Here is a 24,059-nt window from a genome sequence, read left to right on the forward strand (position 1 = left end):
TGCTCTCGCTACGACACTTCACAAGGATCATCGGGCAGTGGAATTCCTGACCATCTCTCTCTTGAACGGCATCGGCTACGGGCTGCTGCTGTTCATGCTTTCCTCGGGCCTCACCCTGATCTTCAGCATGATGGGCGTGCTCAATTTCGCACACGCCAGCTTTTACATGCTCGGGGCTTACTTCGCCTACACCATTGCCAGCAAGATCGGTTTCTGGCCGGCGCTCGTGGCGGCGCCGGTGCTCGTGGCGTGTGTCGGCGCGCTCGTCGAGCGTTTCGGCTTGCGTGCCGTGCACAAGTTCGGGCATGTGGCGGAATTGCTGTTCACCTTCGGCCTTTCCTATCTGATCGTGGAGGGCGTCAAGCTGGTCTGGGGTCTGGCCGCGGTGCCGTACGCCATTCCGCCTGAACTGAACGGGGCGCTGTTCAAGGTGTACACGTCGGAGTTTCCGAAGTATCGCGCCTTCATGATGCTCATCTCGATCGCCATGCTCGCGGCGCTGTATCTGGTGTTGACGCGCACGCGCATCGGCCTCGTCATTCAGGCGTCGCTCACGCACCCGGAAATGGTCGAGGCGCTCGGGCACAACGTGCAGCGCGTGTTCATGCTGGTGTTCGGCGGCGGTGCCGCGCTGGCGGGCCTCGCCGGCGTGATCGGCGGCAACGCGTTCGTTACTTCGCCTTCGATGGCCGAGTCGGTCGGCACCATCGTGTTCGTGATCGCCGTGGTGGGCGGCATGGGTTCGCTGCCGGGCGCGTTTATCGCGTCGCTGCTGATCGGCATCATGCAGACATTCGCCGTCACGATCGATGCCTCGCTCTCCGATCTGTTCTCACTCGTTGGCGTGACGGTGACGGACAGCACGACGCTCTCTTCGCTGTTGCGCATGCCGGTGTCGCAGGTCGCGCCGATTCTGCCTTACCTGCTCATGGTCCTCATGATGATCCTGCGACCGCGCGGGCTGCTCGGCAAGCGGGAGGGCTGAACGATGAAACCGCTCATTCAGGCCAGCGCCGGTTCGGCCATGCAACGCCACGGATTGCTGCAATCCGCGCATTCGCTGCGCTGGATCATTTGGGGCGCCACGGTGCTTGTGATGCTGGTGCTGCCGCTCGTGTTTTCCAGCGGCTTCGCGATCGCGCTGCTTTCGCAGATGGGCATCATGATCATCTTCGCGCTCTCGTACAACATGCTGCTCGGGCAGACCGGCATGCTCTCGTTCGGGCACGCGGTGTATTCCGGGCTCGGCGCATTCGTCGCGGCGCATGTGCTCAACCAGATCGGCGCGAGCCATTTCCCGTTGCCCGTTTCGCTGTTGCCGCTGGTCGGCGGCCTCGGGGGCATGCTGTTCGGCGTGTTGTTTGGCTATGTGACCACGCGCAAATCGGGCACCACCTTCGCGATGATCACGCTCGGCATCGGCGAAATGGTGGCGGCGAGTTCGCTCATGTTTCCGGGGTTTTTCGGCGGCGAAGGCGGGGTGCCGACCAATCGCACGGTTGGCCATGCGGTGCTCGGCATCACTTACGGCCCGGCGATCCAGGTGTACTACCTGATCGCGGTGTGGTGTCTCGTGTCGATGATCGCCATGTACGCATGGACGCAGACACCGCTTGGCCGCATCGCCAACGCCGTGCGCGACAATCCCGAGCGTGCGGAATTCGTCGGGTACAACACGCAGCGCGTGCGCTTTTTCGTGATGGTCCTTTCGGCGTTCTTCGCCGGCATTGCGGGCGGCCTCTCGGTGATCGACTTCGAGATCGTGACGGCGGAGAATGTCGGCGCCGCGCAGTCCGGCGGCGTGCTGCTCGCGACGTTCATCGGCGGGGGGGCGTTCTTCTTCGGGCCGATCATCGGCTCTATCTTGTTCGTGCTGTTTGCGGTCGCGTTGTCCAATCTCACACCCGCATGGTTGCTGTACCTCGGCCTTTTCTTCGTGCTGGTGGTGATGTACGTGCCGGGCGGCGTGTCGAGCCTGCTGATGAAGCAGGTCCCTCTCATTGCGGCGCGCAAGCTGCACCGTATGCTGCCGTCCTATGCGGCGGCGTTGGGCGCCACGCTGATTTTGCTTGCTGCGCTCGTGCTGACGGTCGAACTCGTCTACAAGGTGCAGATCGACAGTGACAATGGCACGGCAATGGCGTTCTTCGGCCAGAGCTTCGATGCCGTGTCATGGAAGCCCCGGGCCGTCGCCGCGGTGCTGTGGGCGCTGGGCGCACAGGCGGGACGCCGTGCTGCCGCGCGGGTGCGCGACGCGTGGGATGGCGTGCAACGGGAAATCGCAGGGGGCAACGTATGACGGCCGCGCTGGAGTTGCGTGAAGTGCGCAAGAATTTCGGGCGCACGGAGATCATTCGCGGTGTCGACCTGAATATCGCGAAGGGCGAACGTCACGCGTTGATCGGTCCCAACGGCGCGGGCAAATCGACTACGTTCAACCTGATTTCGGGGCGCATGGCGCCCAGTTCAGGCACGGTCAAACTCAACGGCGTCGAGATCGGCGGGCTGCCGCCGTACAAGATCAACCGCATGGGTCTCTCGCGCAGCTTTCAGGTGACGAACATTTTTCATCGCCTTTCGGTGTTCGAGAATTTGCGCTGCTCCGTGTTGTGGTCGCTCGGCTACCGGTATTCGTTCTGGCATCGCCTCGAGCAATTGCGCGACGCGCGCGAACGCGCCGAAGAAGTGCTCGAGCTGATCGGCCTGCAGGGTCGGCACGACACGCTTGCGGGGCTGCTGACCTATGCCGAGCAGCGCGCGCTCGAAATCGGCATCACGATTGCGGGCGGGGCCGACGTGATCCTGCTCGACGAACCCACGGCGGGCATGAGCCGCTCGGAGTCGGATCATGCGGTGGAACTGATTCGCCGGGTCACCGTCGGCAAGACGCTGGTGATGGTCGAGCACGACATGAGCGTCGTCTTCGGCCTCGCCGACCGCATCTCGGTGCTCGTGTACGGCGAGGTGGTCGCCACGGACACGCCACAAGCCATCCGTAACAACCGCCGCGTGAAGGAAGCCTATCTGGGCACCACGCTGGACGAACCTGCAGGTGCACATTGATGGCGACCGCCAATTCCATGCTCGAGGTGCGCGACCTGCACGCGTACTACGGCAAGAGCCATATCCTGCACGGCGTCGAGATGCAGGTGGGCGAGGGCGAGATCGTCGCCTTGCTCGGGCGCAACGGCGTGGGCCGCTCGACGCTCGCCAAAGCCATCATGGGGCTGGTGCGGTGCGAGGGGCAGATTCTGCTGCGCGGCGAAGAAGTGCGCGGGTTGCGCACCTTCGAGGTTGCGCATCGGGGTATCGGCTACGTGCCTGAGAACCGCGATATCTTCCCGACGCTCACCGTGCGGCAGAACCTGATGCTCGGCGAAAAGCGCAGCCGCTCACGCCAGAAGCCGCGCTGGCAGTTCGACGACATGTACAGCATGTTCCCGCGCCTCAAGGAGCGTGAGGACACGCCCGCGGGCCTGCTGTCCGGCGGCGAGCAGCAGATGCTGACGCTGTGCCGCACGCTGATGGGCGACCCCGACCTCATCATCATCGACGAGCCGACCGAAGGGCTCGCGCCGCTCGTCGTCGCGCAGGTGGGCGAGTACCTTAAGACGCTGAAGGCGCGCGGCATTTCGGTGCTGCTAGTCGAGCAAAAGCAGGCCATTGCGCTCGATATTTCGCAGCGCGTGTACGTCATGGGGCACGGCCAGATCGTGTTCGAGGGGACGCCGCAGCAGTTGAAGGCCGATGCGCGCGTCCGGCAGGAATGGCTGGAAGTGTAGGGCGCGCTTCGAGCGTTCGGTCTGCGGCGGAAAATCCGTTTAGCGTGGGGGCAGGTTACCCGGTGAATACATGGGCTGCTGACCGGCAGCCCCAAAAAGATCTTCAGGTTGACCGTTCATACGCTGCCGTATGTTGTCGTTGACGACCATGTCTGCCGGGAAGGCCCGCGCGCCTACTCCCGCTGCCAGCCAGACGGGGTCCTCTACCCATTCCCGGTGTCGCGGCCCCAATGGATTGGATTGGACGGTGACGGGCGGATGAAGGGCGAAGTTCAATCCCACGTCCGTATGCTGCAACCTGTCTACGACCCAGAGCAGAGGGCCGTCGGAGAGGCCGTGATCGGGATAGCCACCGCCGACATCGCAATGACCGCCGGGAAAGAGCGCTTGCGTCACGTTCGGGTTGGGATTCCACAAAGTCGGTTCGAACGGCCTGCGTTGCTCGTCGAGCGAGACCGCGTGCACGCCCAGGCCAATGTCCGGGCTGAGATTCAGATCGCAAAACCGGAACAAGTCGATGGCGGAACCCTGATAGTAGACCGGGATGCCGAGCGAACCCACCGTATCCCAAACCGCCACTGCCGCGATTTTTGCGTCCACAAAGGAGGTGTCGTCCAAAGGCTTCGGGTTGGAGAAGGCGCTATGGATCGTCAGGAATTCCATCAGTCCGTCTGCAATCTTCTGGAACGTCGTATCGTGACCGTGTCTCCATCGATACCACGCCGCCACCGCGGTGTCGTAACGATTCTGATCGTCGATGGCAGCGAGATCTGGTTGAAGCAGTCCCTGTCCCGCAATCAGTCCCGCTAGGGCTCGCGCGGTGTACGCGCCGCGGCTGAATCCGACGATCACGATGCTGTCGCCCGGCTCGAAATTGCGCGAAATATACGTATAGCCACGAGCGATGCGGGCGACGACACCGACGCCAAACGCGCCGCCGGCGACTTTATCGAGCAGTTGCTGGGAATTTCCGACCCCGTGAATGTATTTCGCGATTTGTACGGTTTTGCCGTTTGCGTCGGAAAGCGCCTTTTCCATCTCGACGCCACCCCAGTCGGTTCCTTCGGGCAGCATGTTCCCGTCGAGCCACGCGAAAAGCTTGCATACGTTGGTCAGTTCAGGCTGACACCCTGCCGCGGTTTCAGGAGCGACGCCGTCGCCTTTTCCTGCCGGATCTTCGGGTCCGTTCCACGTACCGTCTGCGCAAAAGACTATCGTTTTGGACATCGCTAGCTCCTTATACGCGATTCAGTCGCTACATACGAAACGTTTGTTCGCAATCCTGAGCATTGTCTCGGGCGTTACTTCCGCCCAATCGGTGCCGCGTGCCGAATGTTAGATCTACAAATATAGCTTCTGTGCCCTGGATTGCGAGGCCCGGAATGTGCGACTGCGCACGTACGACCGGGACGGGCAGTGCTCTCAGCCGGCTCGCGACTACGAGTCGATATAACTTCCGTTCTCACAACGCCTGGCGAATGGATGTCCGGAAATTTATCCGGTAGCCCTCGGCTCCATGAACGTATGGCGGAAATACTCTCTCACCGCATGCATGGCCGGGCTCAGATCCTTGTTCTTGCGCCATGCCAGACCAACGCTCATCGCGGGTACGGGATCGAGCAGCACGATCGTCTCGATGCGGCGACCTTCGAGCGACCACGGACGATAGACCATATCGGACAGAATGGCGACGCCAGATCCGTTCGCCACCATGCTGCGAACAGCTTCAACCGACGAAGTCCGAAGTATCACATTCGGCCGCCATGGCGTCTCGTTCCAGTAGCGCATTGCCGTTTGCGCGGCCTCGTCTACCGTCAACATCACAAAGGGCTCGTCTGCCACTTCGGAAAAGGTCACGCTCTCACGCCTTAGCAGCGGATGGTGGGCGGCCACCCATAGCCGGCGCACGGAATGAATCATGGGCTCCAGAGCAAGCTCGGGGTTCGACACGTTCGACGTGAGGAGCACGGCCATGTCGTATTGCTCGGTAATCAAACCCTCTTCGATGGCGTCACGATTCAACTCATGCAATTGAATGGTCAGGCGGGGATACAGTGCATTCAGCCGTTGTATGTGATGCGGCAGGAAGTATCCCAACACCGTATAGCTCGCCGCGATAGCAAGCGTGCCGGTGAGCGTGCTCTCGAGGTTGGGAATCCGCATGGCCTCATCCACCGACGCGAGAATGGTGTACGCGTGATTGAGAAAGCGACGGCCGGTGTCGGTCAACGTGACGCCTGCGGCGTTACGCACGAAGAGCTGGGTGCCCAAACTCTCTTCCAGTTCCTTGATTGCACTCGTCACTGCGGACTGAGATATGGTCAGATGAATCGCCGCTTGGGAAAGCTGTCCAAGCTCGGCAGTCGCGACGAAATACTTTAATTGTCTGAGGGTAAGCGCCATCTTCGAAGTCAAACCGCTGGACGTCAGAGTGAGGTCATCACGCGGATGCTATCGAAAAAATCGATACCAAGGCATACAAAAATAAAACTTTTTTGGCTAACCCTGTCCGTATAACCTCCATTTCACATTGGTTGGCGTGCGCGTGGAGACGCCCGACCGCTCAAATCTGGAGGGGAAACAATATGAAGAAGCAGTGCGTCGACCTGAACTCCGATATGGGAGAAGGCTTCGGACCGTGGCGAATCGGCGATGGTGTCGACGAACAGATCATGCCGCTCATCAGCTCGGCGAATATCGCCACCGGCTTTCACGCCGGCGATCCCAACATCATGGCGCGGACGGTCCAGATGGCGCGGGAGGCTGGCGTGGGTATCGGTGCGCATCCGGGATTTCGCGATCTGGTCGGTTTCGGCCGTCGAAACATCGCCGAAACGCCTCAGGCGCTGGTCAACGACATCCTTTATCAACTTGGCGCGCTGCGTGAGTTCGCACGTCTGCATGGCATCCGGCTGCAGCACGTGAAACCGCACGGCGCGCTCTACATGCACGCAGCGCGCGACGAGGCATTCTCGCGGCTCTTCGTTGAAACGCTGCAACAACTCGATCCCAATCTGTTGCTCTTTTGCATGGAGTCGTCTGCGACGTACCGCATCGCGCGCGAGATCGGGCAACCGGTTGTCCGGGAGTTTTACGCCGATCGCGACTACGACCGCAGTGGTTCGATCGTATTCATCCGTCGCATCGGTCGTCTCGATCCCGAACAGGTCGCCGAAAAGGTCCTGCGAGCGTGTACGGAAGGCAAAGTGCGGGCGATTGATGGAGACGATATCGACATCGACTTCGACTCCGTTTGCATCCACAGCGACACGCCCGGCGCACTGGAGCTCGTCCAGCAGACTCGCGAGCGGCTCGTTCGGGAAGGGATTCGAATTACCGGGCCGCAGGCGGCGACGACAAAGATCTAAATCAATTCAAGGAGAGACATGATGGCACTGCACGATATCGTCAGCCCCCTGCCGGGCACGTTCTACCGGCGGCCCTCGCCAGAGGCGGAGTTCTACGTCGCCGTCGACTCCGCCGTTGAGGCCGGCACAATCATCGGCCTCGTCGAAGTGATGAAGCAATTCACCGAAATCGAGAGCAGCGTCTCGGGCCGCGTAACCGAGCTTCTCATCGAGGACGGAGAGCCTGTGGACGCTGGACAGGTGCTGATGCGTATCGAGGAGTGAAGTCATGAACGTGCAAGATTCAACGACGACGTTCTACCGCCCCAGACGAATTCGAACCGTTCTGGTCGCGAATCGCGGCGAGATCGCGGTGCGCGTGATTCGCGCGGCGCAGGAGCTTGGCATGCGTGCTGCGGTCGTGGTGAGCGACGCGGACCGAGACAGCCTGGCCGCCCGCATGGCGGACGAAGCGGTGCATATCGGTTCTTCGCATGCGGCAAAGAGCTATTTGAATCCCGCGGCGGTTCTCGCTGCCGCAAGCCAATGCGGAGCAGATGCGGTTCATCCGGGCTATGGTTTCCTGTCTGAAAACGCGGGCTTCGCGGCGCAGGTGGAGGCGGCCGGCCTGGTCTTCGTCGGGCCGACGTCGCAGGTAATCGCAGCGATGGGCGACAAGGCCCGCGCGCGCGAAACGGCGCAGCGCGCTGACGTGCCCACGGTGCCCGGCAGCGCCGGTATCGTGAGCACGCTCGACGAAGCCCGGGAGGTCGCTGCGCGCATCGGCTACCCCGTTATGATCAAGGCAGCAGCGGGCGGCGGCGGCCGCGGCATTCGCGTTGCGTATGACGCCGCCCAACTCGACGCGGAATTGCCGCTTGCGCAGCGCGAAGCCCAGGCAGCGTTCGGCGATGGCGGCGTCTATCTCGAGCGATTCATCGCACGCGCCCGGCACATTGAGGTGCAGGTACTGGGCGACGGCAATGACGTCATCCACCTGTTCGAGCGCGAGTGCTCCCTGCAACGGCGGCGTCAAAAAATTCTCGAAGAAGCGCCCTCGCCGTCTCTCACACCGAAGTTGCGCGCGGAGCTTTGCGCGTCGGCGGCGCGCCTCGCAAAGCAGGTTGGATATCGAAGCGCTGGCACACTCGAATATCTCTTCGACGAAACGCGCGGCGAGTTTTACTTCATCGAAATGAACACGCGTATTCAGGTCGAGCACCCGGTCACAGAGGCGATTACGGGCGTCGATCTCGTGCGCGAAATGCTGCGCATTGCAGATGGTGAGCCGTTGCGCTTCAGCCAGAGCGACATCGTGCTGCGCGGCGCGGCGCTTGAATGCCGCATCAACGCGGAAGACCCGATGCAGGACTTCCGCCCGAATCCAGGGCGCGTAGACGAGCTGGTCTGGCCGACCGGCCCCGGTGTGCGAGTCGATTCGCTGCTGTACCCCGGCTACGTCGTGCCGCCGTTCTACGATTCGCTGCTCGCCAAGCTGATCGTGCACGACGAAAGCCGGGCGGCCGCCATCGAACGCCTCGCACGCGCGTTGCGGGAGTTGCATATTGGTGGCCTGAAAACCACGGCGCCGCTGCACCGTGCGCTCGTTGCAGACGAAGACGTGCGCGTGGCCCACTATCACACCAATTATCTCGAGACGTGGATGGCGGCGTGGCGCGAAAGCAGCGAGGCCGCATCGCTCGCAGCGGCAGAACGCGCCCTTGCAGTTTCGTCTGGCGCCCGGGAGGCATCATGACCATACGCTATACCTTTGGCGGCGACGAATTCGTATTTGCCGAGATCAGCGAGGAGATGTCGCTCGATGCGTTTTTCAAGGGCACGGCGATCACGCGCGAACTCCAGCGCCTCAACGTGGCGGGCGTGACCGAAATCTGCCCGGCAAATGCCTCGTACCAGGTGCGCTATGACCCGGACGTCATTGCCCCTGATGCGCTCGTCGCGCTATTGCGGAGCATCGAGGCCGAAGTCGGCGAAGCCGCGCTCGACATCGACACGCGCATTGTCGAAGTCCCGGTGCTCTATAACGATCCCTGGACGCACGAGACACTCATGCGTTTTCGTGAGCGTCACCAGGACCCTTCCTCGACGGACCTCGAGTACGCGGCGCGCATAAACGGCAAACGCGACGTCGATGAATTCATTGCGGCACATGCCGGCTCGCCGTGGTTCGTTTCGATGGTTGGCTTTGTCGCGGGGCTGCCGTTCATGTACCAGATGGTCGAGCGCGAGCGTCAGCTTCAGGTGCCGAAATACCTGCGGCCGCGCACTGACACGCCGAAGTTGACGGTCGGCCATGGCGGTTGCTTCGGCTGTATTTACTCTGTGCGCGGCGCGGGCGGATACCAGATGTTCGGCGTGACCCCAGCGCCGATTTTTGACCCGGCGCAACGGCTCGATTATCTGCGTGACTTCATGGTGTTTTTCCAGCCCGGCGACATCGTGAAGTTCAAACCGATCGATCGTCCAGCCTATGACGAAGCCGTTGCCGCCGTCGAGGCGGGCACCTTCTCGCTACGTGTACGCCCCGTGAAATTCTCGCTTGATGCCTTCCTGCGCAATCCTGACGAATACAACCGTTCCCTCGTCGAGGTGCTGAATGCCAACTGATACGCTCAATGTGATCGAGGTTCTGAAGCCGGGACTAGCCACGTCGGTGCAGGACACGGGACGCCAGGGCTACTACCACGTTGGTATTCCCCCTTCCGGATCGCTCGACCAGTATTCGTCTCGTGCGGCGAACCTGCTCGTAGGCAATGTCGAAGATGCGGCCGCGCTCGAATTCACGCTGCTGGGCCCTGAACTGCTGTTCCACTCGGAAACGCTGATCGCGCTAACGGGTGCGGAGATGACTCCGAAAATCGACGGTGTCGCCTATCCGTCCAACACGGCCCTGCGGATTCGCGCCGGAAGCAAGCTCTCGTTCGACTATGTGAAGCGTGGCGCACGCGCGTACCTGGCAATCGCCGGTGGTATCGACGTTCCGGCGGTATTGGGCAGCAGGTCGACCTACACGCTCGGTGCTATCGGCGGCCTCGAGGGTCGTCGGCTGCAAAAGGGAGACCGTCTCAAGATGGGCGCCAGCAACGCAAAGCTGAGTGAGGGTGTCGAACTGCCCGCAGCCTTGCGTGCAAAGCTCGACACAACGGTCGAACTGCGTGTGCTAACGGGCCTTTATCACTACCGCCTCACCAGCGAGTCGGCGCAAACGTTCTTCGATGATGAGTGGACCGTCGCGCCCGAAGCGGACCGCATTGGCTATCGATACAAGAACGGGCGTCCGCTCCATTTCATGGACCGAGAACAACCCTTCGGTGCAGGAGCCGATCCGTCGAATATCGTCGATGCCTGCTATCCCATTGGCTCGATCCAGGTGCCGGCCGGGCTTGAGCCGATCATTCTGCATCGTGACGCGGTGTCAGGGGGCGGATATGCCACGATCGGCACGGTGATCAGTGCCGATATGGATCTGATCGGCCAGATGCAGCCTAACCACCGCGCGCGCTTCGTGAGCGTCACCATGAATGAGGCACTCGCTGCACGACGCGAGTATCGACATCGACTTGCCCTGCTGCGCGAAGCACTAGCGCACTAACCCGTTCCAAGCTAAGGGGCGGCCCGCAGCAGCGCAGTTCCCCTGCCTTTTCCTTTCGCGACCCGAGTTCCGTGTGGCTTCCCGCCACACGGCGGGAGCGCTCGCACGTTCTTCGCAACATCGGCTGCCCGCCCGGCGTCAAGGCAGCCCCGTGAGTTGCATCGCACCGCGGTACGGACGTCGTTCGTTAAATGCAGACTCGAGGAGCAGATCATGGCCAACCTGGCTCAGGAAAGCGCGGAGGGAGCCGTCGATCTATCGACGGTCGCCATTCCCGATAGCGCAAGAATGGCGCCCTTTTCGCTAACGATGGCATGGTGGGCAGTATGTAGCGCAGTGTTTTACATTGTGGTTGGCGCGACGCTTGCACTGACTTACGGAGCGCGCAACGCATTGATCGGCATGGCGCTATCGGTCGTATCCTATGGCGTCGTCAACTCGATCATCAGTCGATACGCCATTCGCACCGGTTTGTCGGTTGCGTTGTTCTCACGCGTTCTGTTTGGAAGCGTTGGCGCCGCGCTCGCGACGCTGATTTTCTTCGCAACGGCCATTTACTACGCCGTATTCGAAGGTTCGGTCATCGCAGTCGCGGCCAATCATCTGTTTCCCGCGCTGCCATACAAATGGGCCGCGCTGATTGTCGTCTGCTATAGCGTGCCGCTTGTATTCGGTAGCGTGCAACACTGGCTGGACAAGTTCAATGGCGTGCTGCTGCCGTTCTATCTGCTCGGACTCCTTGCGGCCGTGGGACTTGCGACCTGGGAATACGGCTATAACGCATCGTGGCTCGATTTCGGTCCCAAGGGCACGATACCCGCAGATGGCTGGTGGCAGTGCTTTGTTTACTACATGGGCGTATGGGTATTGATGATGTTCACGTTCGACTACGCCCGCTTCGGCCGCAAGGAAGATGCTGGATACCACGGCCGGTTTAATTTCGGGATTCCGTTCTATCTCGTCACGTTCCTCGTGAATGGCGCTGCGGGCATTTATCTCGTGAGTACGATTCCGGGTCTCGGCACGCTCTCCGAAGTTTCGGTTGTCCTGGCGCTGTTGAAGCTGATGGGCATCTGGGGCTTGATGTTCGTCTGGGTTACCCAATCACGCATCAATACCGCTAACTACTATCTCGCGACTATCAACATGCAGGCCTTCTTCCAGAAGGTTGCAGGATTGCGTGCGCCGAAGTTCGTGTGGGCGCTGGTTGTTGGTGCTGTGGTCTACGCGCTGATGATGGCCGATATTTTCTCGAAGATCCTCCAGGCGCTTGCGTGGCAGGGTGTCTTCGTCGTCGCATGGGTTGGCGTCGCGCTTGCTCACATCACGTCGGCGCGTTATGAACGACTCATCGGCGCCGATATCGAATGCCGCGACTCTCACGTACCCCAGTTCAATCCCGGCGGTTTGATATCGTGGTTTGCCGGGGCGTTCGTCGGATTCGTGTTGAACAATGGCTCGGGCTTTCTTGCGTCGCTCTCCGCGCCAGCCACGTTCGTCATTTCCTGGACGGTTTATAGCGGCTTGCTGGCTAGTGCGAAGCGGACATGGTTCGTGCGGAATATGTGACCAGTGCAGTTTTTCTCCGGCTATTGGCCTCGCCAGCGACGGCGATGAAAACCGCATATTTAGTCGGGCGGGGCGGCCGGGTTTGCCGCCCTTGTTACAAATGACATGACCACGCTGCAACTTGAGTTTCGGGGAAAGAAAAACTCAGGTCGTTGTGGCATCAGTGCTGTGACAGCTTAAGTTTTACTTTGCGTCCTCGCTAAGTTGCCGCGAGATTTGCAGCTTTTGGGCCAAAATTGAGCATCGGGAGCGACGACTTCCACGGGAAGTTCGCGCGAGATTTCCAAATGCGCTAAATGTTGGGGCGAAGTGGGCCGCAGGGGCTGCGGCGGGTCCGCTGAACTGCTCTGAAGGGGCTTTCGCGTGAGGGAAGCAAGCTTTCGCGCTTCGGGGGAGAATGGATGTCGAAGCGCCCTCGGAGACGTGCGAAAGGCGGGGGCGCGGTTTTGGCCGCGAGCTTCGAAAGGCTGAGCAGGATGCTTGGTCGAAGTAACTAGTCGGAAACAAATGTAGACGTTAACAGATGTTCTGACCTGACCGACAGTCTCCGTACTCGGCGGCGGCACGAGTCCCCACAGAGTGCCTGGCGGCCTCCAGCGTAGCCGGCGTTTGGCGTCGTCCTCTCCAGCGAATGTAGCGGCGTCGATGGCCAGTGTGGTTGCATTCGATGCTGGCAGGAAAAGCAATGCCATTCGCGGTAACCGATAACCCGTGAGGGACCGTTGACTGATCTCCCTCACAACGTCAGGTCCTCGCTATCATGCAAAACGAATCGGAAGATGTTATCGCTCGCCGCGCGTTCATGAAGAAGGCGGTTGCGCTGGTCGGCGCAACATCCGCATTGGTCACGCAAAGCGAGGCCGCAAGTGCCCAAGGCGCCAATGCGCCGGCCGCCGGGGGCGGGCAAGGGACGGGGACGGTTTATACCGGCGATGTGATCCAGGGAAAGAAAGTCATCAGCGCGCTCGACGTCGGCGACCTCGAGCGCGGCAAAACACACAAGTTCTACTTTCAGGGCGTGCAAATGCCGACGGGTCAGCACTGGTATGTGTCGGTGATCGTTGTCCACGGTGCGAGGCCGGGCAAGCGCGTCGCGCTGACCAGCGGGGTGCATGGCGACGAAATGAGCCCCGTGCATACCATCCACGGCGTGATAAGCCAGCTCGATCCCGGGCAGATGTCAGGCACCGTGCTGGCAGTTCTCGACGTATCGCGTCCCGCGCTCGAAGCCATGGAGCGCAGATGGCCCAATTCCGCACTTGGTATCGGCCTCATCGACATCAACCGCGAATGGCCGGGCAACGAGAATGGCGCCAGCGCGCCGAGCCGGCATGCGGGACTGCTGTTCAACCGGCTGTTGAGGCCGAACACCGACTACGCACTCGATTTTCATACGGGCACGACCGGCCTGGATGTGACGTCCTTCAATCTGGCCAGAATGGAATTGCCGGAGGCGCGAGCCATGGCGGAGCTTTTTCCGATCAAGCAGATCTTCGACAACCCCGCATATCCCACGCTGCTTGCAAATGCATTCATCAATGTGGGGATTCCCGCCATCACGCCCGAGATCGGATCTGCGCGCGTTTTCGATTTCGACATGATTCCGTCGTTCGTCGAGGGCACGATGAACGTGCTTAAGCGCTACAACATCGTATCGGGTCCGATGGGGCGCACTGGGCGAGACGTCGGGATCTTCGTTGGCAACAGCGGCCACACAGTCATGTCGACGCACGGTGGATTCGTCGAACTGCTGGTCAAGCTGAATGACAAAGTCAATGCGGGCCAGAAAGTGGCAATCCAGCGCAATACCTTTGGCGAAGTGGTCGCGGAGTATACGACCGAAGTCGCGGGCGAGGTTACGGCACGACGAACCGACGCCACGGCAGAGCCCAGAATTCCTCTCGTGATGATTCTTTATCAGAGCGCGGTAAAGGAGAATCCGGAGGACTTTTCTGAATGAATCGGGTCGGGCAGGGCGGCACGGGTTTGCCGCCCTTGTTTCAGATGATATGGCCACGCTGCAGCTTGAGTTTCCGGAGAAAGAAAAACTCAAGTTGTTTCACCAATCAGCCCAGCCGCAAGCACCTCCCATCAAACAATGCCCGTAGCATAGTACACAGCGATAACAAAGAAGACGGCCAGCGTCTTGATCACCGTCACCGCGAAAATGTCCCGATACGACTCGCGGTGCGTGAGTCCCGTGACCGCGAGCAGCGTAATGACCGCGCCATTGTGCGGCAGCGTGTCCATGCCACCGCTCGCCATGGCCACCACGCGGTGCAGCACTTCCATCGGAATATGCGCCGCCTGCGCGTTCTTGATGAAGAGGTCCGACATGGCCGCGAGCGCGATGCTCATGCCGCCCGAAGCCGACCCCGTGATACCCGCAAGCGCGCTCACCGAAATGGCGGCGTTCACGAGCGGATTCGGAATGCTCTTGAGTGCATCGCTCACGACGATGAATCCGGGCAGCGCCGCAATCACACCGCCGAAGCCGTATTCAGAGGCGGTATTCATCGAGGCCAGCAGCGCCCCGGCCACGGCCGCCTTCGTGCCGGTCGCAAAGCGGTCTTTCACGCGGCCGAACGCCGTGACGATCACGAGCACGATGCCCGCGAGCAGCGCACCCTGAACCGCCCAGATCGCCACGACTTGCTTGACGGTGGCCGTGACCGGCGTATGAATGCCGGGCAGCACTTCGGGCGGCACGGTCACGGTGTCGCCGTACCAAACGGGAATCCAGTGCGTGAGCAGGAAGTTCGCCACGCCCACCAGCACGAGCGGCGCGACGGCGAGCGCCGGGTTGGGCAGGTGCTCGGTCTTCACCTGTTCCGGCTCGTTCACGAGCGAGGTGCCGTAGCCTTCGCCTTTCGACATCGCACTGCGGCGGCGCCATTCGAGGTACGAGAGGCCCACCACGATGATGAAAAGCGAACCGATCACGCCAAGCGCGGGCGCGGCCCACGCGGTGGTCTTGAAGAACGTGGTGGGAATGATGTTCTGGATTTGCGGCGTGCCGGGCAGCGAATCCATCGTGAACGAAAATGCACCGAGCGCGATGGCGCCCGGCAGGAGGCGCTTGGGAATATCGCTCTGGCGATACAGTTCGGCTGCGAACGGGTAGACGGCGAACACGACCACGAAGAGCGAGACGCCGCCGTAAGTGAGTAGCGCGCACACGGCGACGATCACGGCATTGGCGCGCGAGCGGCCGATATAGCGGATGGCGGCGTGCACGATCGCCTCGGAAAATCCCGATAGTTCGATCACCTTGCCGAATACCGCGCCGAGCAGGAACACGGGAAAGTAGAGCTTCACGAAGCCCACCATCTTTTCCATGAAGATACCGGAAAAGACGGGTGCGACAGCGGCCGGTTCGGTGAGCAGGACCGCAGCGAGCGCGGCGATGGGCGCGAACAGAATCACGCTGTAGCCGCGGTACGCGGCGAGCATGAGGAACGCGAGGGCGGCGAGAACGATAACAAACGACATGGAGTCTCCTGCGGATCGATCGTGTTGCGCGATTCAGCTTATTGCGTGTGCGATGGCTTTACACGCGGTTTTTAATGCGACGAGGCCAGGGTGCGTCGCAGCGATTGTAGCGAAAGGATGTGTCTCGTTATTGCGAGCGTGGCCGCGCGGTCCTATCGTTGCGCAGAAGAGCAAGCCGGAGTGGGCCGGTGAGGTGACAGTCGATGAGTGCAATCGGTAAGGGCGGGCAAAGTGCGTGGCGCGCGCAGGCGGTACGGACAGCGCGGCTAGCAGCGGCGCTTGTTTGCGTGGGCGTTTTCGCGGGCTTCTGGGCGGCCGCAGCGCTCACGCAATCGCAAACTGGCGCCAGTGCACCCCTCTCGAACGCGGCGAACGCGCCGGATGCCCAGCGCAAGAACTGGTACAACGACCCGTTCTTCGCGCTGTCGAACGCAATCGGCGCCTGCCCGCTGCCGCTCGGCCCGCTGATGACGAAAGCCGAAGCCGATGACGACGCCCACTATCGCGTGGAGCGCGGCACGACCTGCTGGCTCGCGCACAAGTGCTCGAAGCCGAACTCGTATCTTTACGATCCGGAAATTGCAGCGGCGATTCGTCAACAACTGCAAGGCGATGCCCTGTTTGCGGGCACGAGTATCTGGATCACGGTGCAGCGCCGTTTCGTCTACGCGGAAGGCTGCGTGGGTCCAGGCTTCGACAGTGCGGCGCTCGAGCGCAGGCTCGCGGCGATTCCCGATGTCGAGCAGGTCTTTGTACGCGTGAGTTCGCACCCGCAAGGCGCACTGCCATACAAGACGCTCTCGACCGCGCCCTGAGCGCGCGCGCAGGTGGCGCTCGCAGCGATGCATCGCACATGGCTCGCGGCATGGCACAATCGCAACGTCGAAAAACTAGAAGCCCGTTGGGGTGCTCCAAATGACTCGTCCTGGTGCGTCGTTGTTCCGTTTGCGCAGATTGCCGTTCGCGGCGTGCGCGTTGACCTTGATCGCAGGGCTGGCTGCGTGCAGCAGCGGGCCGCCGCTGTTTCTGTCGGACGGCCGTCCGACGGTCCAGGTGCAATGCCCGGCCTCGGGCGATCGCGATTCTTGCGCGCAGCAGGCGCGTGCCCGTTGCGCCGGTGCGGGTTACGACACCGTCACGACCTCGACCGACAGCGGCAACTACACGCTCGTGTTCGCCTGCCGCAAGGCCCAATAAGCCTGTCGCGCGCCGCTCAGCCCTCTGCGGCGGCGCCCGTGCCGCGCGCCGGCAGATTCAGCAAAAGGCGCAGCAGGTCGGGCTGGCGGCGCGTCGCCGTCTTCTGAAAGATCGATTGCAATTGTTTGCGCACGGTGTCGTGCTGCACGCCGACGTGTGCGGCGATTTCCTTTTGCGTGAGCCCTTCCGCGAGCAGCAGCGCAATACGGCATTCGGCCGGCGAGAGATCGAAGGCTGTGGCGAGCACCCGCTCGTCGACTAGCGGCGCGGAGCGCGGGTGATAGAAGGTCAGCGCCGCGAAGGCGCGCAATTCCGAGGCCGAGGCGTCGTCGGCCGTCACCACGGTGTAGAACGCGTAGAGCACCTCCTGCTGGCTCGCCGAGGCCTGTGCGCGGCCCGGCCCGGTATGGATTTGGCCGTGCGGGTCCGTTGAGGTGCCGGCGTCCGGCGCATCCGGCGCGGCCGCGCCGTCGGCGGCGCCTACGATACGCAACGCGCGAAAGCGCGCCGCCGCCGCCCGCGCGCCGCTCGCGCGGCTACGCAGGCGCGCCTCGCTCACGGCGATGTCCTCGAGCAGGCGCGCGTGATGGGGCGCCGCGAGCGTGATCCGCCGTCCGCGCACCCGCACGAGCGAGGTCGCCTTCAGGAGCCGCTGCGCGGGCTCGTTGCTGTTCAGCACCTCGCCCAGCGCGCTCACGAGCATGGCTGGCGGACGTGAGCGGTTTGCAAGCGTGTCGGCGTTCAAGGCAAAGCGGCGCACGTAAAGGCGCACCGCGCGCACGAGGTGCGGCGTGAGCCGCTCGAGCAGTTCGCGGTGCTCGCCCGAAAGCGGCCCGGCCTCGGCGCTCGCGCGGCACGCGAGCATGACTGCGAGCCCGTTCTGTTCGATCAGCTTGCACAGGGCCACACAGCGATGGCCTTCCTCGAGCGGGCAGAGTTCGAAGCCGGCTGCGCAGTCGCCGTCCGCGCAGTCGAGTTCGATGCCGCAATGCAGCCACTTGCCCGACGGGTACGCGCGTAGCCATGCAAGGCGCGCATCGTCGCGGTAGAGCGGCCGAATGCGCTCCAGCGGTTCCGCGCCGGCGAGCGCGAAACCGTCGCTCCAGGAAAATAGATCGCGCTGCCGGTCAAAGGCATACAGATGAATCGACGCCACCCCAGTCGCTTCGCGCAATTGCGCGCAAAAATCCTTCCAGGCGCAAGGATTATCGAGTGTGTCGTAAATAACGTGCAGCAGGCGATCGTATTGTGATTCGTTTGTTTTCACGCCATTCTCATTGTTCGTATTGTGAAAAGCCATCGGCAACAAAATGCGCTCCGCATAGCGTTCCACAATTGAGGAATATACAGACGCAATAGCCCCCGCTAATCTGCTTTCCGATATGGATGCGGATACAACCGTCAGCGTGGACGAGCGGCCTTTGAAATTCCGTGCGGTATCCAACGGATAGCCGGGCGTGCTGGCCTTATTCTGGTCTGACAGTACGAACAAAAGCTGTAAATCCGCTGCGGCGTGTATTTGGCACGGTCAGCCGGCGCGATTACCAAACTGACCGATTATCCGCAGCATGCGGAAAAGCGGCGATGCGACGAAAGTGAGTGCGCGCTATTTGTGCGCGCTCGATAAAACTTGTCATTACCGGGGGCAGCGATGAATCATCACCAACTCGAAAAGGACATTGAGCATCTCGAACACATCATCGGGCGGCTCTCGGGGCGCGACCGTATTCCGCTCTCGTATTGGCGCGGCCGGCTCGAATCGGTTTCCAGCGCGAACCTCGTACCTTCGCAGGTGCAGCGCGTGAAGCGGCTCAACGAAGCGCTGCGCGCGCTCGAAGGCCGTCTGTCGCACGAATCGCTGCAGCAACGCGAGCGCTAACGCTAACGTTTGCGGTGGCGTTGTAAAAAAGCCCGCCTTCCTGGTCGCTCGGGCTCCAAACCGGTCACAATGGCACTCTCTTGACCGAACTGGAGATGACGTTTCATGCCGAGCTACAAGCAACTGACCGCCCAGCTGGAGAAGCTTCACAAGGAAGTCGCTGCGGCGCGTGAAAAGGAAATTGACCAGGCGATCGCCGAGATCAAGGAAAAAATCGCGGAGTACGACATCACCGCGGAAGAATTGGGCTTCACGAGCCGACATGCAGGCCCCGCGCGCAGGAAGGCGCTGCCGGCTCGCTACATGAACCCGAAAACCGGCGAGACCTGGAGCGGCCGTGGCCGCGCGCCGGGCTGGCTGGCGGGCAAGAACCGCGAACGCTTCCTCATCAAGGAATAACTCGCGAATTCTCGCCAGGCCGTAACACCAGGGCGTGCACAGGATCCGAGGTGACGGCCGCATCGCTTCAAGCCTCCCGAAAAAGCTCACCTCACGCACTGCGCGGCGCACAGCGGCATGCCGCAACGTCCAGGACCAGAACGTTCGCGCAGCGGGCGGACGTCTGTGGCGAAAGGAAATTTTCGCGAAAATGGGGGGCGTCTCGCGAGCGCGTCGGGTGCATGACGGTGTCGACGGTGCGCTCGTATCGAGGTCCTGTAAAACCTCACCTTTGGCAAAGCGGCGCCAACCTGCACGTCTATCCCGTTCCAACCCCATCAAACCTTTAGTCGACGGGACGAATGCCGTGTATCATTCGGTCCCGGCGCCTTTTCGCTTTTTTGCGCGGGCATCCCCGGGACATTCCCGATCGCTCGTGCTATTCGCCGCGCCTGGGCGGTCCGCGCACTGCGGCCGCACGCGCCGCATGTGTTGCTTGAAAACGCGCCCGCAAGCGCCGCCGCGCTCGCCGCAACCCCCGCCGCGCGGCCCGGTTGCCCGAATTCATCCGTGATACCCGCCCTATCCATGTCAGTTGCCGAACTTAGACGCCGCCGCACGTTCGCGGTCATTTCTCACCCGGACGCGGGCAAGACCACGCTCACCGAAAAACTGCTGCTGTTTTCGGGCGCGATCCAGATCGCCGGTACCGTGAAGGGCAAGAAGAGCGGCCGCTTCGCGACCTCCGACTGGATGGAGATCGAAAAGCAGCGCGGCATTTCGGTCGCCAGCTCGGTCATGCAGTTCGAGTACGGCGACGCCGTCATCAACCTGCTCGACACGCCGGGCCACGAGGACTTCTCGGAAGACACCTACCGCGTGCTCACGGCGGTCGACGCGGCCGTGATGGTGATCGACGGCGCGAACGGCGTGGAAGCGCAAACGCTCAAGCTGCTCGAAGTCTGCCGCAGCCGCAAGACGCCCATTCTCACGTTCATCAACAAGCTCGACCGCGAAGTGCGCGAGCCGCTCGATCTGCTCGACGAAATCGAGCAGCACCTTGGCGTGGCCGCCGTGCCTTTCACCTGGCCGATCGGCATGGGCAAGGAGTTCCAGGGCGTGTACGACATCCAGCGCGACCAGGTACGCGTGTTCCGCGCGGGCCAGGAGTCGCTTGGCGGCGCGGTGGAAACGCTCCAGAACATCAGCGAAGAAGATGGCGAAGCGCGCTTCGGCTATCACTGGAAGCGCACCAAGGAAGAAGTCGAGCTGATCACGGGCGCGACGCCCGCCTTCGATCGCGACGCCTTCCTCGCGGGCGAGCAGTCGCCGGTGCTGTTCGGCTCGGCGATCAACAACTTCGGCGTGAAGGAAATTCTCGACGCCCTGGTCGATCTCGCGCCGCCGCCGTCGCCGCGCATGGCCGTGCAGCGTCCGGTCTCGCCCGATGAGCCGAAGTTCACGGGCGTCGTGTTCAAGGTGCAGGCCAACATGGACCTCGCGCACCGCGACCGCGTAGCGTTCATCCGCGTGTGCTCGGGCCATTTCGAGCGCGGCATGCAGTTGAAGGTCACGCGCAACAACAAGACCTTCCGCGCGAACAACGTGGTGAGCTTCCTGTCGCAGCGCCGTGAAACCGTGGCCGAGGCGTACCCGGGAGACATCATCGGTATTCCTAACCACGGCACGCTGAGTCTCGGCGACACGCTCACCGAAGGCGAAGACCTGCAATTCACGGGTCTGCCGTTCTTCGCGCCGGAAATTTTCCAGACCATCGAGGTGGTCGATCCGATGCGCGCGAAGCAACTGGGCGAAGCGCTCAAGCAGCTTGGCGAAGAGGGCGCGATCCAGGTGTTCCGCCCGATCCATGGCGGCGCGACGATTCTGGGCGCGGTTGGCCAACTGCAGTTCGAAGTGGTGTCGCACCGCCTCGCGGCCGAGTACAAGGTTGCCGTGCGCCTGATGCCCGCGCGCTATCGACTCTCGCGCTGGGTGACCTGCGACGATCCCACCGAGCTGCGCCGCTTCACCGATTCGTACGAGGCCCGCATGGCCTACGACGCGTCGAACGCGCCGACTTATCTCGCCTCGCACGTCTCCGAAATCGAGGTCGCGCAAAAGGCCTGGCCGAAGATCGTGTTCAACGAACTGCGCGAGCATTCCGGCGCGCCGTTCCGCAAGTCGATGTAACACGCGCGGCGCGTTCGCGCCGCGTTCACAAACCAGGCGAAGTTCCTTCTCGCTCATCGTGGTGTCACACGCCCGGCATGGCGTGCGACGCCATGCCGCCGCATCTGCGCTCACGCGCGCCGGGCGAAAAACGCGCACCGCCTGCGCGCTTGCCCTATCCTCTTCTCGTAACGGTAAAAGACGACAAATGGGCGCCCGCCTGCGCGGCGCGCGCCTCGCCAGACCAACGAGGAGTGCCCGTGACCGTACGCAATCTCGATGCAGTGTTCCAGCCGAAATCCGTGGCCGTGATCGGCGCTTCGCAGCGCCCCGGCAGCATCGGCAGCATGGTGTGGCGGCGGCTGATCGAAGGCGGCTTCACGAGCCCGCTCTGGGCCGTGAATCCGCGCCATGCGGGCGACTTCGAGGCGTTCGACGGCCGACCCGTGCTCGCCGACGCGGGCGACCTGCCCGAGGCGCCCGGTATTGCCATCATTTGCACGCGGCCCGCCACGTGGCCCGCGCTCGTGCATCGACTCGGCGGCATGGGCACGCGCGCGGCGATCATCGTCGGCGAGGTGCGCGACGAGGCCGATCAGGCCGACCTGCGCCATGCGCTGGCGGCGGCGCGCCCGCATCTGCTGCGTATCGTCGGCCCCGGCAGTCTCGGCGCGCTCACGCCCGCGCTCAACGCGCAACTGGGCGCGGCGGCATCGATTGCGCGCAAGGGGGGCGTGGCGTGGGTTTCGCAGTCCAACGCCCTCACCAACGCGGTGCTGCGCTGGGCCGCCCCGCGCGGCCTGGGCTTTTCGCATGTGATCGCGCTCGGCGACGAAGCCGACGTCGACGTGGGCGACGTGCTCGACTATCTCGCGAGCGACCCGAGCACGCGCGCCATCCTGCTCGAAGTGGACACGATCCGTGCGGCGCGCAAGTTCATGTCGGCGGCGCGCGCGGCGGCGCGCAACAAACCCGTGCTCGCGCTGCGCAGCGGCCGCGACGACAAGGGCGATGCGCTCTACACGGCGGCGTTCCGGCGCGCGGGCCTCGTACGCGTCGACACGCTCGACGACCTGCTCGACGAAATCGAAACGCTCGGCGTGGGCCGCGTGGCCGCGAGCGACACGGCCACGCTCATCACGAGCGACCGCGGCGTGGCTGCGCTGGCGCGCGACGCCTTCATGAAAGCCGGCGACACGCTCGCACGCTGGAACGACGAAGCGCTCGCGGCCATCCAGGCCGCGCTGCCGCACGCGCAGGCCGGTAATCCGCTCGTGCTCGGCGACACTGCGAAGCCCGAGCACTTCGGCCTCGCGCTGCAAACGCTCGCCACGCACCGCTCGAGCGGCACGGCGTTCGTCGTGCACGCGCCCACCCACAGCGCGCCTGTGGATGCGGTGGCGCGCACGCTGATCGAGCAACAGCGTTTCGCGTATCGCGGCATGCTCGCGTGCTTCTTCGGCGGCGTGGACGAAGCAACGCGCGACGAACTGCACGCACACGGCATTCCGGTGCACACCACGCCGCGGCGTCTGGCGCGCGCGTTTGCGCGTCTCGTCGATTACCGGCTGGGCCGTGAGCTATTGATGCAGACGCCGGAGACGATGCCCGCCCAGGGCCCGGCCGCGATCGAGGCCGCGCAGGGCGAAGCGCGCGCGGCGCTGGCGGCCGGGCGCACGGAACTGAAAGGGGAGGAGGCGGGCAGATTGCTGGCCTTGTTCGGGCTCGCCACGCAGGCGCAGGACGAACCGGGCGTGAAGCCGGTGGTGGACGTGTCGGTCGAGTTTCGCGACGACGACAACTTCGGCCCGGTGTTCCGTTTCGCCGCGCCTTCGCCGGACGATTTTTCGCCGCCGCTGCGCGTGTACAGCCTCCCGCCGTTGAACCCTGTGCTCTCGCGCGACATCGTCGCGCACTCGCCCTATGCGCGCTACGCGGCGCCCGAGCCGACGCTGGCCGCGCTCACCGAGCTATCGCAGTTCGTGTGCGAGGTGCGGGAAATCGTGGGCTTGCGTCTGACGCTGCGTGTGCTGCCCGAGGCGGTCGTGGTCGTCGCCCCCTGCCTGCAGATTGCGGAAAAGCGCAGCCGCTTCGCGATCATGCCGTATCCGCGGCGGCTGGAAGAATCGCTAGATTGGCACGGCGAGCGCCTCACGATCCGCCCGATCCGTCCCGAAGACGAGGCCATGCACGCCGCGTTCGTCGCGTCGATGACGCCCGACGACTTGCGCCTGCGCTTCTTCTCGGCGGTGCGCAGCTTCGATCACACACAGCTCGCGCGCATGACGCAAATCGACTATGACCGCGAGATGGCGCTGATTGCGGTCGTGCAGGGCGACGACGGCGAGCCGCGCACGCTGGGCGTGGTGCGCGCCGTGGCCGATCCGGACAACGAGACCGCCGAGTTCGCGGTCGCGATTCTGTCGAATCTCAAGCGGGGCGGCCTTGGCCGCTTGCTGATGTCGCGCATCATCGCGTACGTGCGCTCGCGCGGCACGCACTGGCTGCTCGGCGAGGCGCTGCGCGAGAACGCGCCGATGATCGGCCTCGCGCGCGCTTGCGGCTTCACCGTCACGCCCACGGAAGACCCAGGCGTGGTCGGTTTTCGCATGCCGCTCGACTGAGCCGGCGCG

Annotated in this window: 21 protein-coding genes; 17 read left to right on the plus strand and 4 right to left on the minus strand. The window is 62.8% G+C overall.

Features of this window, described 5'->3' with window-relative positions; genetic code table 11:
- The first annotated feature begins 37 nt into the window (after positions 1-37).
- The 4 genes from M3I54_RS15835 to M3I54_RS15850 are packed head-to-tail and all read left to right on the plus strand — an operon-like array spanning position 38 to position 3,782.
- On the plus strand, positions 38-985 hold the full coding sequence (locus tag M3I54_RS15835) for a branched-chain amino acid ABC transporter permease (RefSeq protein WP_254337399.1): 948 nt from the start codon (positions 38-40) through the stop codon (positions 983-985).
- Between the two features lie 39 nt (positions 986-1,024).
- Positions 1,025-2,299 (plus strand): branched-chain amino acid ABC transporter permease, encoded by a 1,275-nt coding sequence (locus M3I54_RS15840; protein ID WP_254337535.1) that lies wholly within the window; start codon positions 1,025-1,027, stop codon positions 2,297-2,299.
- Positions 2,296-3,063: an ABC transporter ATP-binding protein gene (locus M3I54_RS15845; RefSeq protein WP_254337401.1), complete on the plus strand. Its 768-nt coding sequence runs from the start codon at positions 2,296-2,298 to the stop codon at positions 3,061-3,063. The genes M3I54_RS15840 and M3I54_RS15845 overlap by 4 nt, the downstream gene beginning before the upstream one ends.
- Positions 3,063-3,782 (plus strand): ABC transporter ATP-binding protein, encoded by a 720-nt coding sequence (locus M3I54_RS15850; RefSeq protein WP_254337403.1) that lies wholly within the window; start codon positions 3,063-3,065, stop codon positions 3,780-3,782. The genes M3I54_RS15845 and M3I54_RS15850 overlap by 1 nt, the downstream gene beginning before the upstream one ends.
- Positions 3,783-3,821: 39 nt before the next feature.
- Here M3I54_RS15850 and M3I54_RS15855 read toward each other — a convergent pair whose 3' ends face one another.
- The gene (locus M3I54_RS15855; RefSeq protein ID WP_254337405.1) at positions 3,822-5,009 is read right to left on the minus strand and encodes a DUF2235 domain-containing protein; all 1,188 of its coding nucleotides are present in this window, start codon (positions 5,007-5,009) and stop codon (positions 3,822-3,824) included.
- Between the two features lie 267 nt (positions 5,010-5,276).
- Entirely contained in the window at positions 5,277-6,185 is a 909-nt protein-coding gene (locus M3I54_RS15860; RefSeq protein WP_254337408.1) for a LysR family transcriptional regulator, read from the minus strand.
- A gap of 182 nt (positions 6,186-6,367) precedes the next feature.
- Here M3I54_RS15860 and M3I54_RS15865 point away from each other — a divergent pair, with 182 nt between their 5' ends.
- The 7 genes from M3I54_RS15865 (at position 6,368) to M3I54_RS15895 (ending at position 14,271) form a co-directional block, all read left to right on the plus strand.
- Positions 6,368-7,150 carry a 5-oxoprolinase subunit PxpA gene (locus tag M3I54_RS15865; protein ID WP_254337537.1) on the plus strand — a complete coding sequence of 261 codons (783 nt, stop codon included), beginning with the start codon at positions 6,368-6,370 and terminating at the stop codon, positions 7,148-7,150.
- 21 nt (positions 7,151-7,171) lie between these two features.
- Positions 7,172-7,414, plus strand: coding sequence for an acetyl-CoA carboxylase (locus M3I54_RS15870; RefSeq protein ID WP_254337539.1), 243 nt, complete (start codon positions 7,172-7,174; stop codon positions 7,412-7,414).
- 4 nt (positions 7,415-7,418) lie between these two features.
- The gene (locus M3I54_RS15875; protein WP_254337410.1) at positions 7,419-8,885 is read left to right on the plus strand and encodes an acetyl-CoA carboxylase biotin carboxylase subunit; all 1,467 of its coding nucleotides are present in this window, start codon (positions 7,419-7,421) and stop codon (positions 8,883-8,885) included.
- Positions 8,882-9,757, plus strand: a complete 876-nt coding sequence (locus M3I54_RS15880) for an allophanate hydrolase subunit 1 (protein WP_254337412.1) — start codon at positions 8,882-8,884, stop codon at positions 9,755-9,757. The genes M3I54_RS15875 and M3I54_RS15880 overlap by 4 nt, the downstream gene beginning before the upstream one ends.
- Complete coding sequence (locus M3I54_RS15885; RefSeq protein WP_254337414.1) at positions 9,747-10,742, plus strand: biotin-dependent carboxyltransferase family protein; 996 nt, start codon at positions 9,747-9,749, stop codon at positions 10,740-10,742. The genes M3I54_RS15880 and M3I54_RS15885 overlap by 11 nt, the downstream gene beginning before the upstream one ends.
- 213 nt (positions 10,743-10,955) lie before the next feature.
- Positions 10,956-12,311: a cytosine permease gene (locus M3I54_RS15890; protein WP_254337416.1), complete on the plus strand. Its 1,356-nt coding sequence runs from the start codon at positions 10,956-10,958 to the stop codon at positions 12,309-12,311.
- Positions 12,312-13,071: 760 nt separating this feature from the next.
- Positions 13,072-14,271 carry a succinylglutamate desuccinylase/aspartoacylase family protein gene (locus M3I54_RS15895; RefSeq protein WP_254337418.1) on the plus strand — a complete coding sequence of 400 codons (1,200 nt, stop codon included), beginning with the start codon at positions 13,072-13,074 and terminating at the stop codon, positions 14,269-14,271.
- Between the two features lie 131 nt (positions 14,272-14,402).
- On the opposite strand, the gene M3I54_RS15900 is transcribed toward M3I54_RS15895, so the two are convergent.
- A complete protein-coding gene (locus tag M3I54_RS15900; protein ID WP_254337420.1) occupies positions 14,403-15,803 on the minus strand; it encodes a GntP family permease in 1,401 nt (466 codons plus the stop codon).
- 203 nt (positions 15,804-16,006) lie between these two features.
- Between M3I54_RS15900 and M3I54_RS15905 the strand changes: the two genes are divergently transcribed.
- Positions 16,007-16,618: a BON domain-containing protein gene (locus tag M3I54_RS15905; RefSeq protein WP_254337422.1), complete on the plus strand. Its 612-nt coding sequence runs from the start codon at positions 16,007-16,009 to the stop codon at positions 16,616-16,618.
- 100 nt (positions 16,619-16,718) lie between these two features.
- Positions 16,719-17,000, plus strand: coding sequence for a hypothetical protein (locus M3I54_RS15910; protein WP_254337424.1), 282 nt, complete (start codon positions 16,719-16,721; stop codon positions 16,998-17,000).
- Positions 17,001-17,016: 16 nt separating this feature from the next.
- On the opposite strand, the gene M3I54_RS45125 is transcribed toward M3I54_RS15910, so the two are convergent.
- Complete coding sequence (locus tag M3I54_RS45125; RefSeq protein ID WP_254337426.1) at positions 17,017-18,267, minus strand: helix-turn-helix transcriptional regulator; 1,251 nt, start codon at positions 18,265-18,267, stop codon at positions 17,017-17,019.
- A gap of 384 nt (positions 18,268-18,651) precedes the next feature.
- Between M3I54_RS45125 and M3I54_RS15920 the strand changes: the two genes are divergently transcribed.
- From M3I54_RS15920 to M3I54_RS15935, 4 genes are all read left to right on the plus strand, one after another.
- Positions 18,652-18,879, plus strand: a complete 228-nt coding sequence (locus tag M3I54_RS15920; RefSeq protein ID WP_254337428.1) for a hypothetical protein — start codon at positions 18,652-18,654, stop codon at positions 18,877-18,879.
- Between the two features lie 105 nt (positions 18,880-18,984).
- Positions 18,985-19,278 (plus strand): H-NS family nucleoid-associated regulatory protein, encoded by a 294-nt coding sequence (locus M3I54_RS15925; RefSeq protein ID WP_254337431.1) that lies wholly within the window; start codon positions 18,985-18,987, stop codon positions 19,276-19,278.
- Between the two features lie 567 nt (positions 19,279-19,845).
- Complete coding sequence (locus M3I54_RS15930) at positions 19,846-21,447, plus strand: peptide chain release factor 3 (RefSeq protein ID WP_254337433.1); 1,602 nt, start codon at positions 19,846-19,848, stop codon at positions 21,445-21,447.
- 239 nt (positions 21,448-21,686) lie between these two features.
- The gene (locus M3I54_RS15935; protein WP_254337435.1) at positions 21,687-24,050 is read left to right on the plus strand and encodes a GNAT family N-acetyltransferase; all 2,364 of its coding nucleotides are present in this window, start codon (positions 21,687-21,689) and stop codon (positions 24,048-24,050) included.
- The last annotated feature ends 9 nt before the right edge of the window (positions 24,051-24,059 follow it).

The organism is Paraburkholderia sp. CNPSo 3274 (genome assembly GCF_024206475.1).
In the GTDB taxonomy this organism is placed as follows: Bacteria; Pseudomonadota; Gammaproteobacteria; order Burkholderiales; family Burkholderiaceae; genus Paraburkholderia.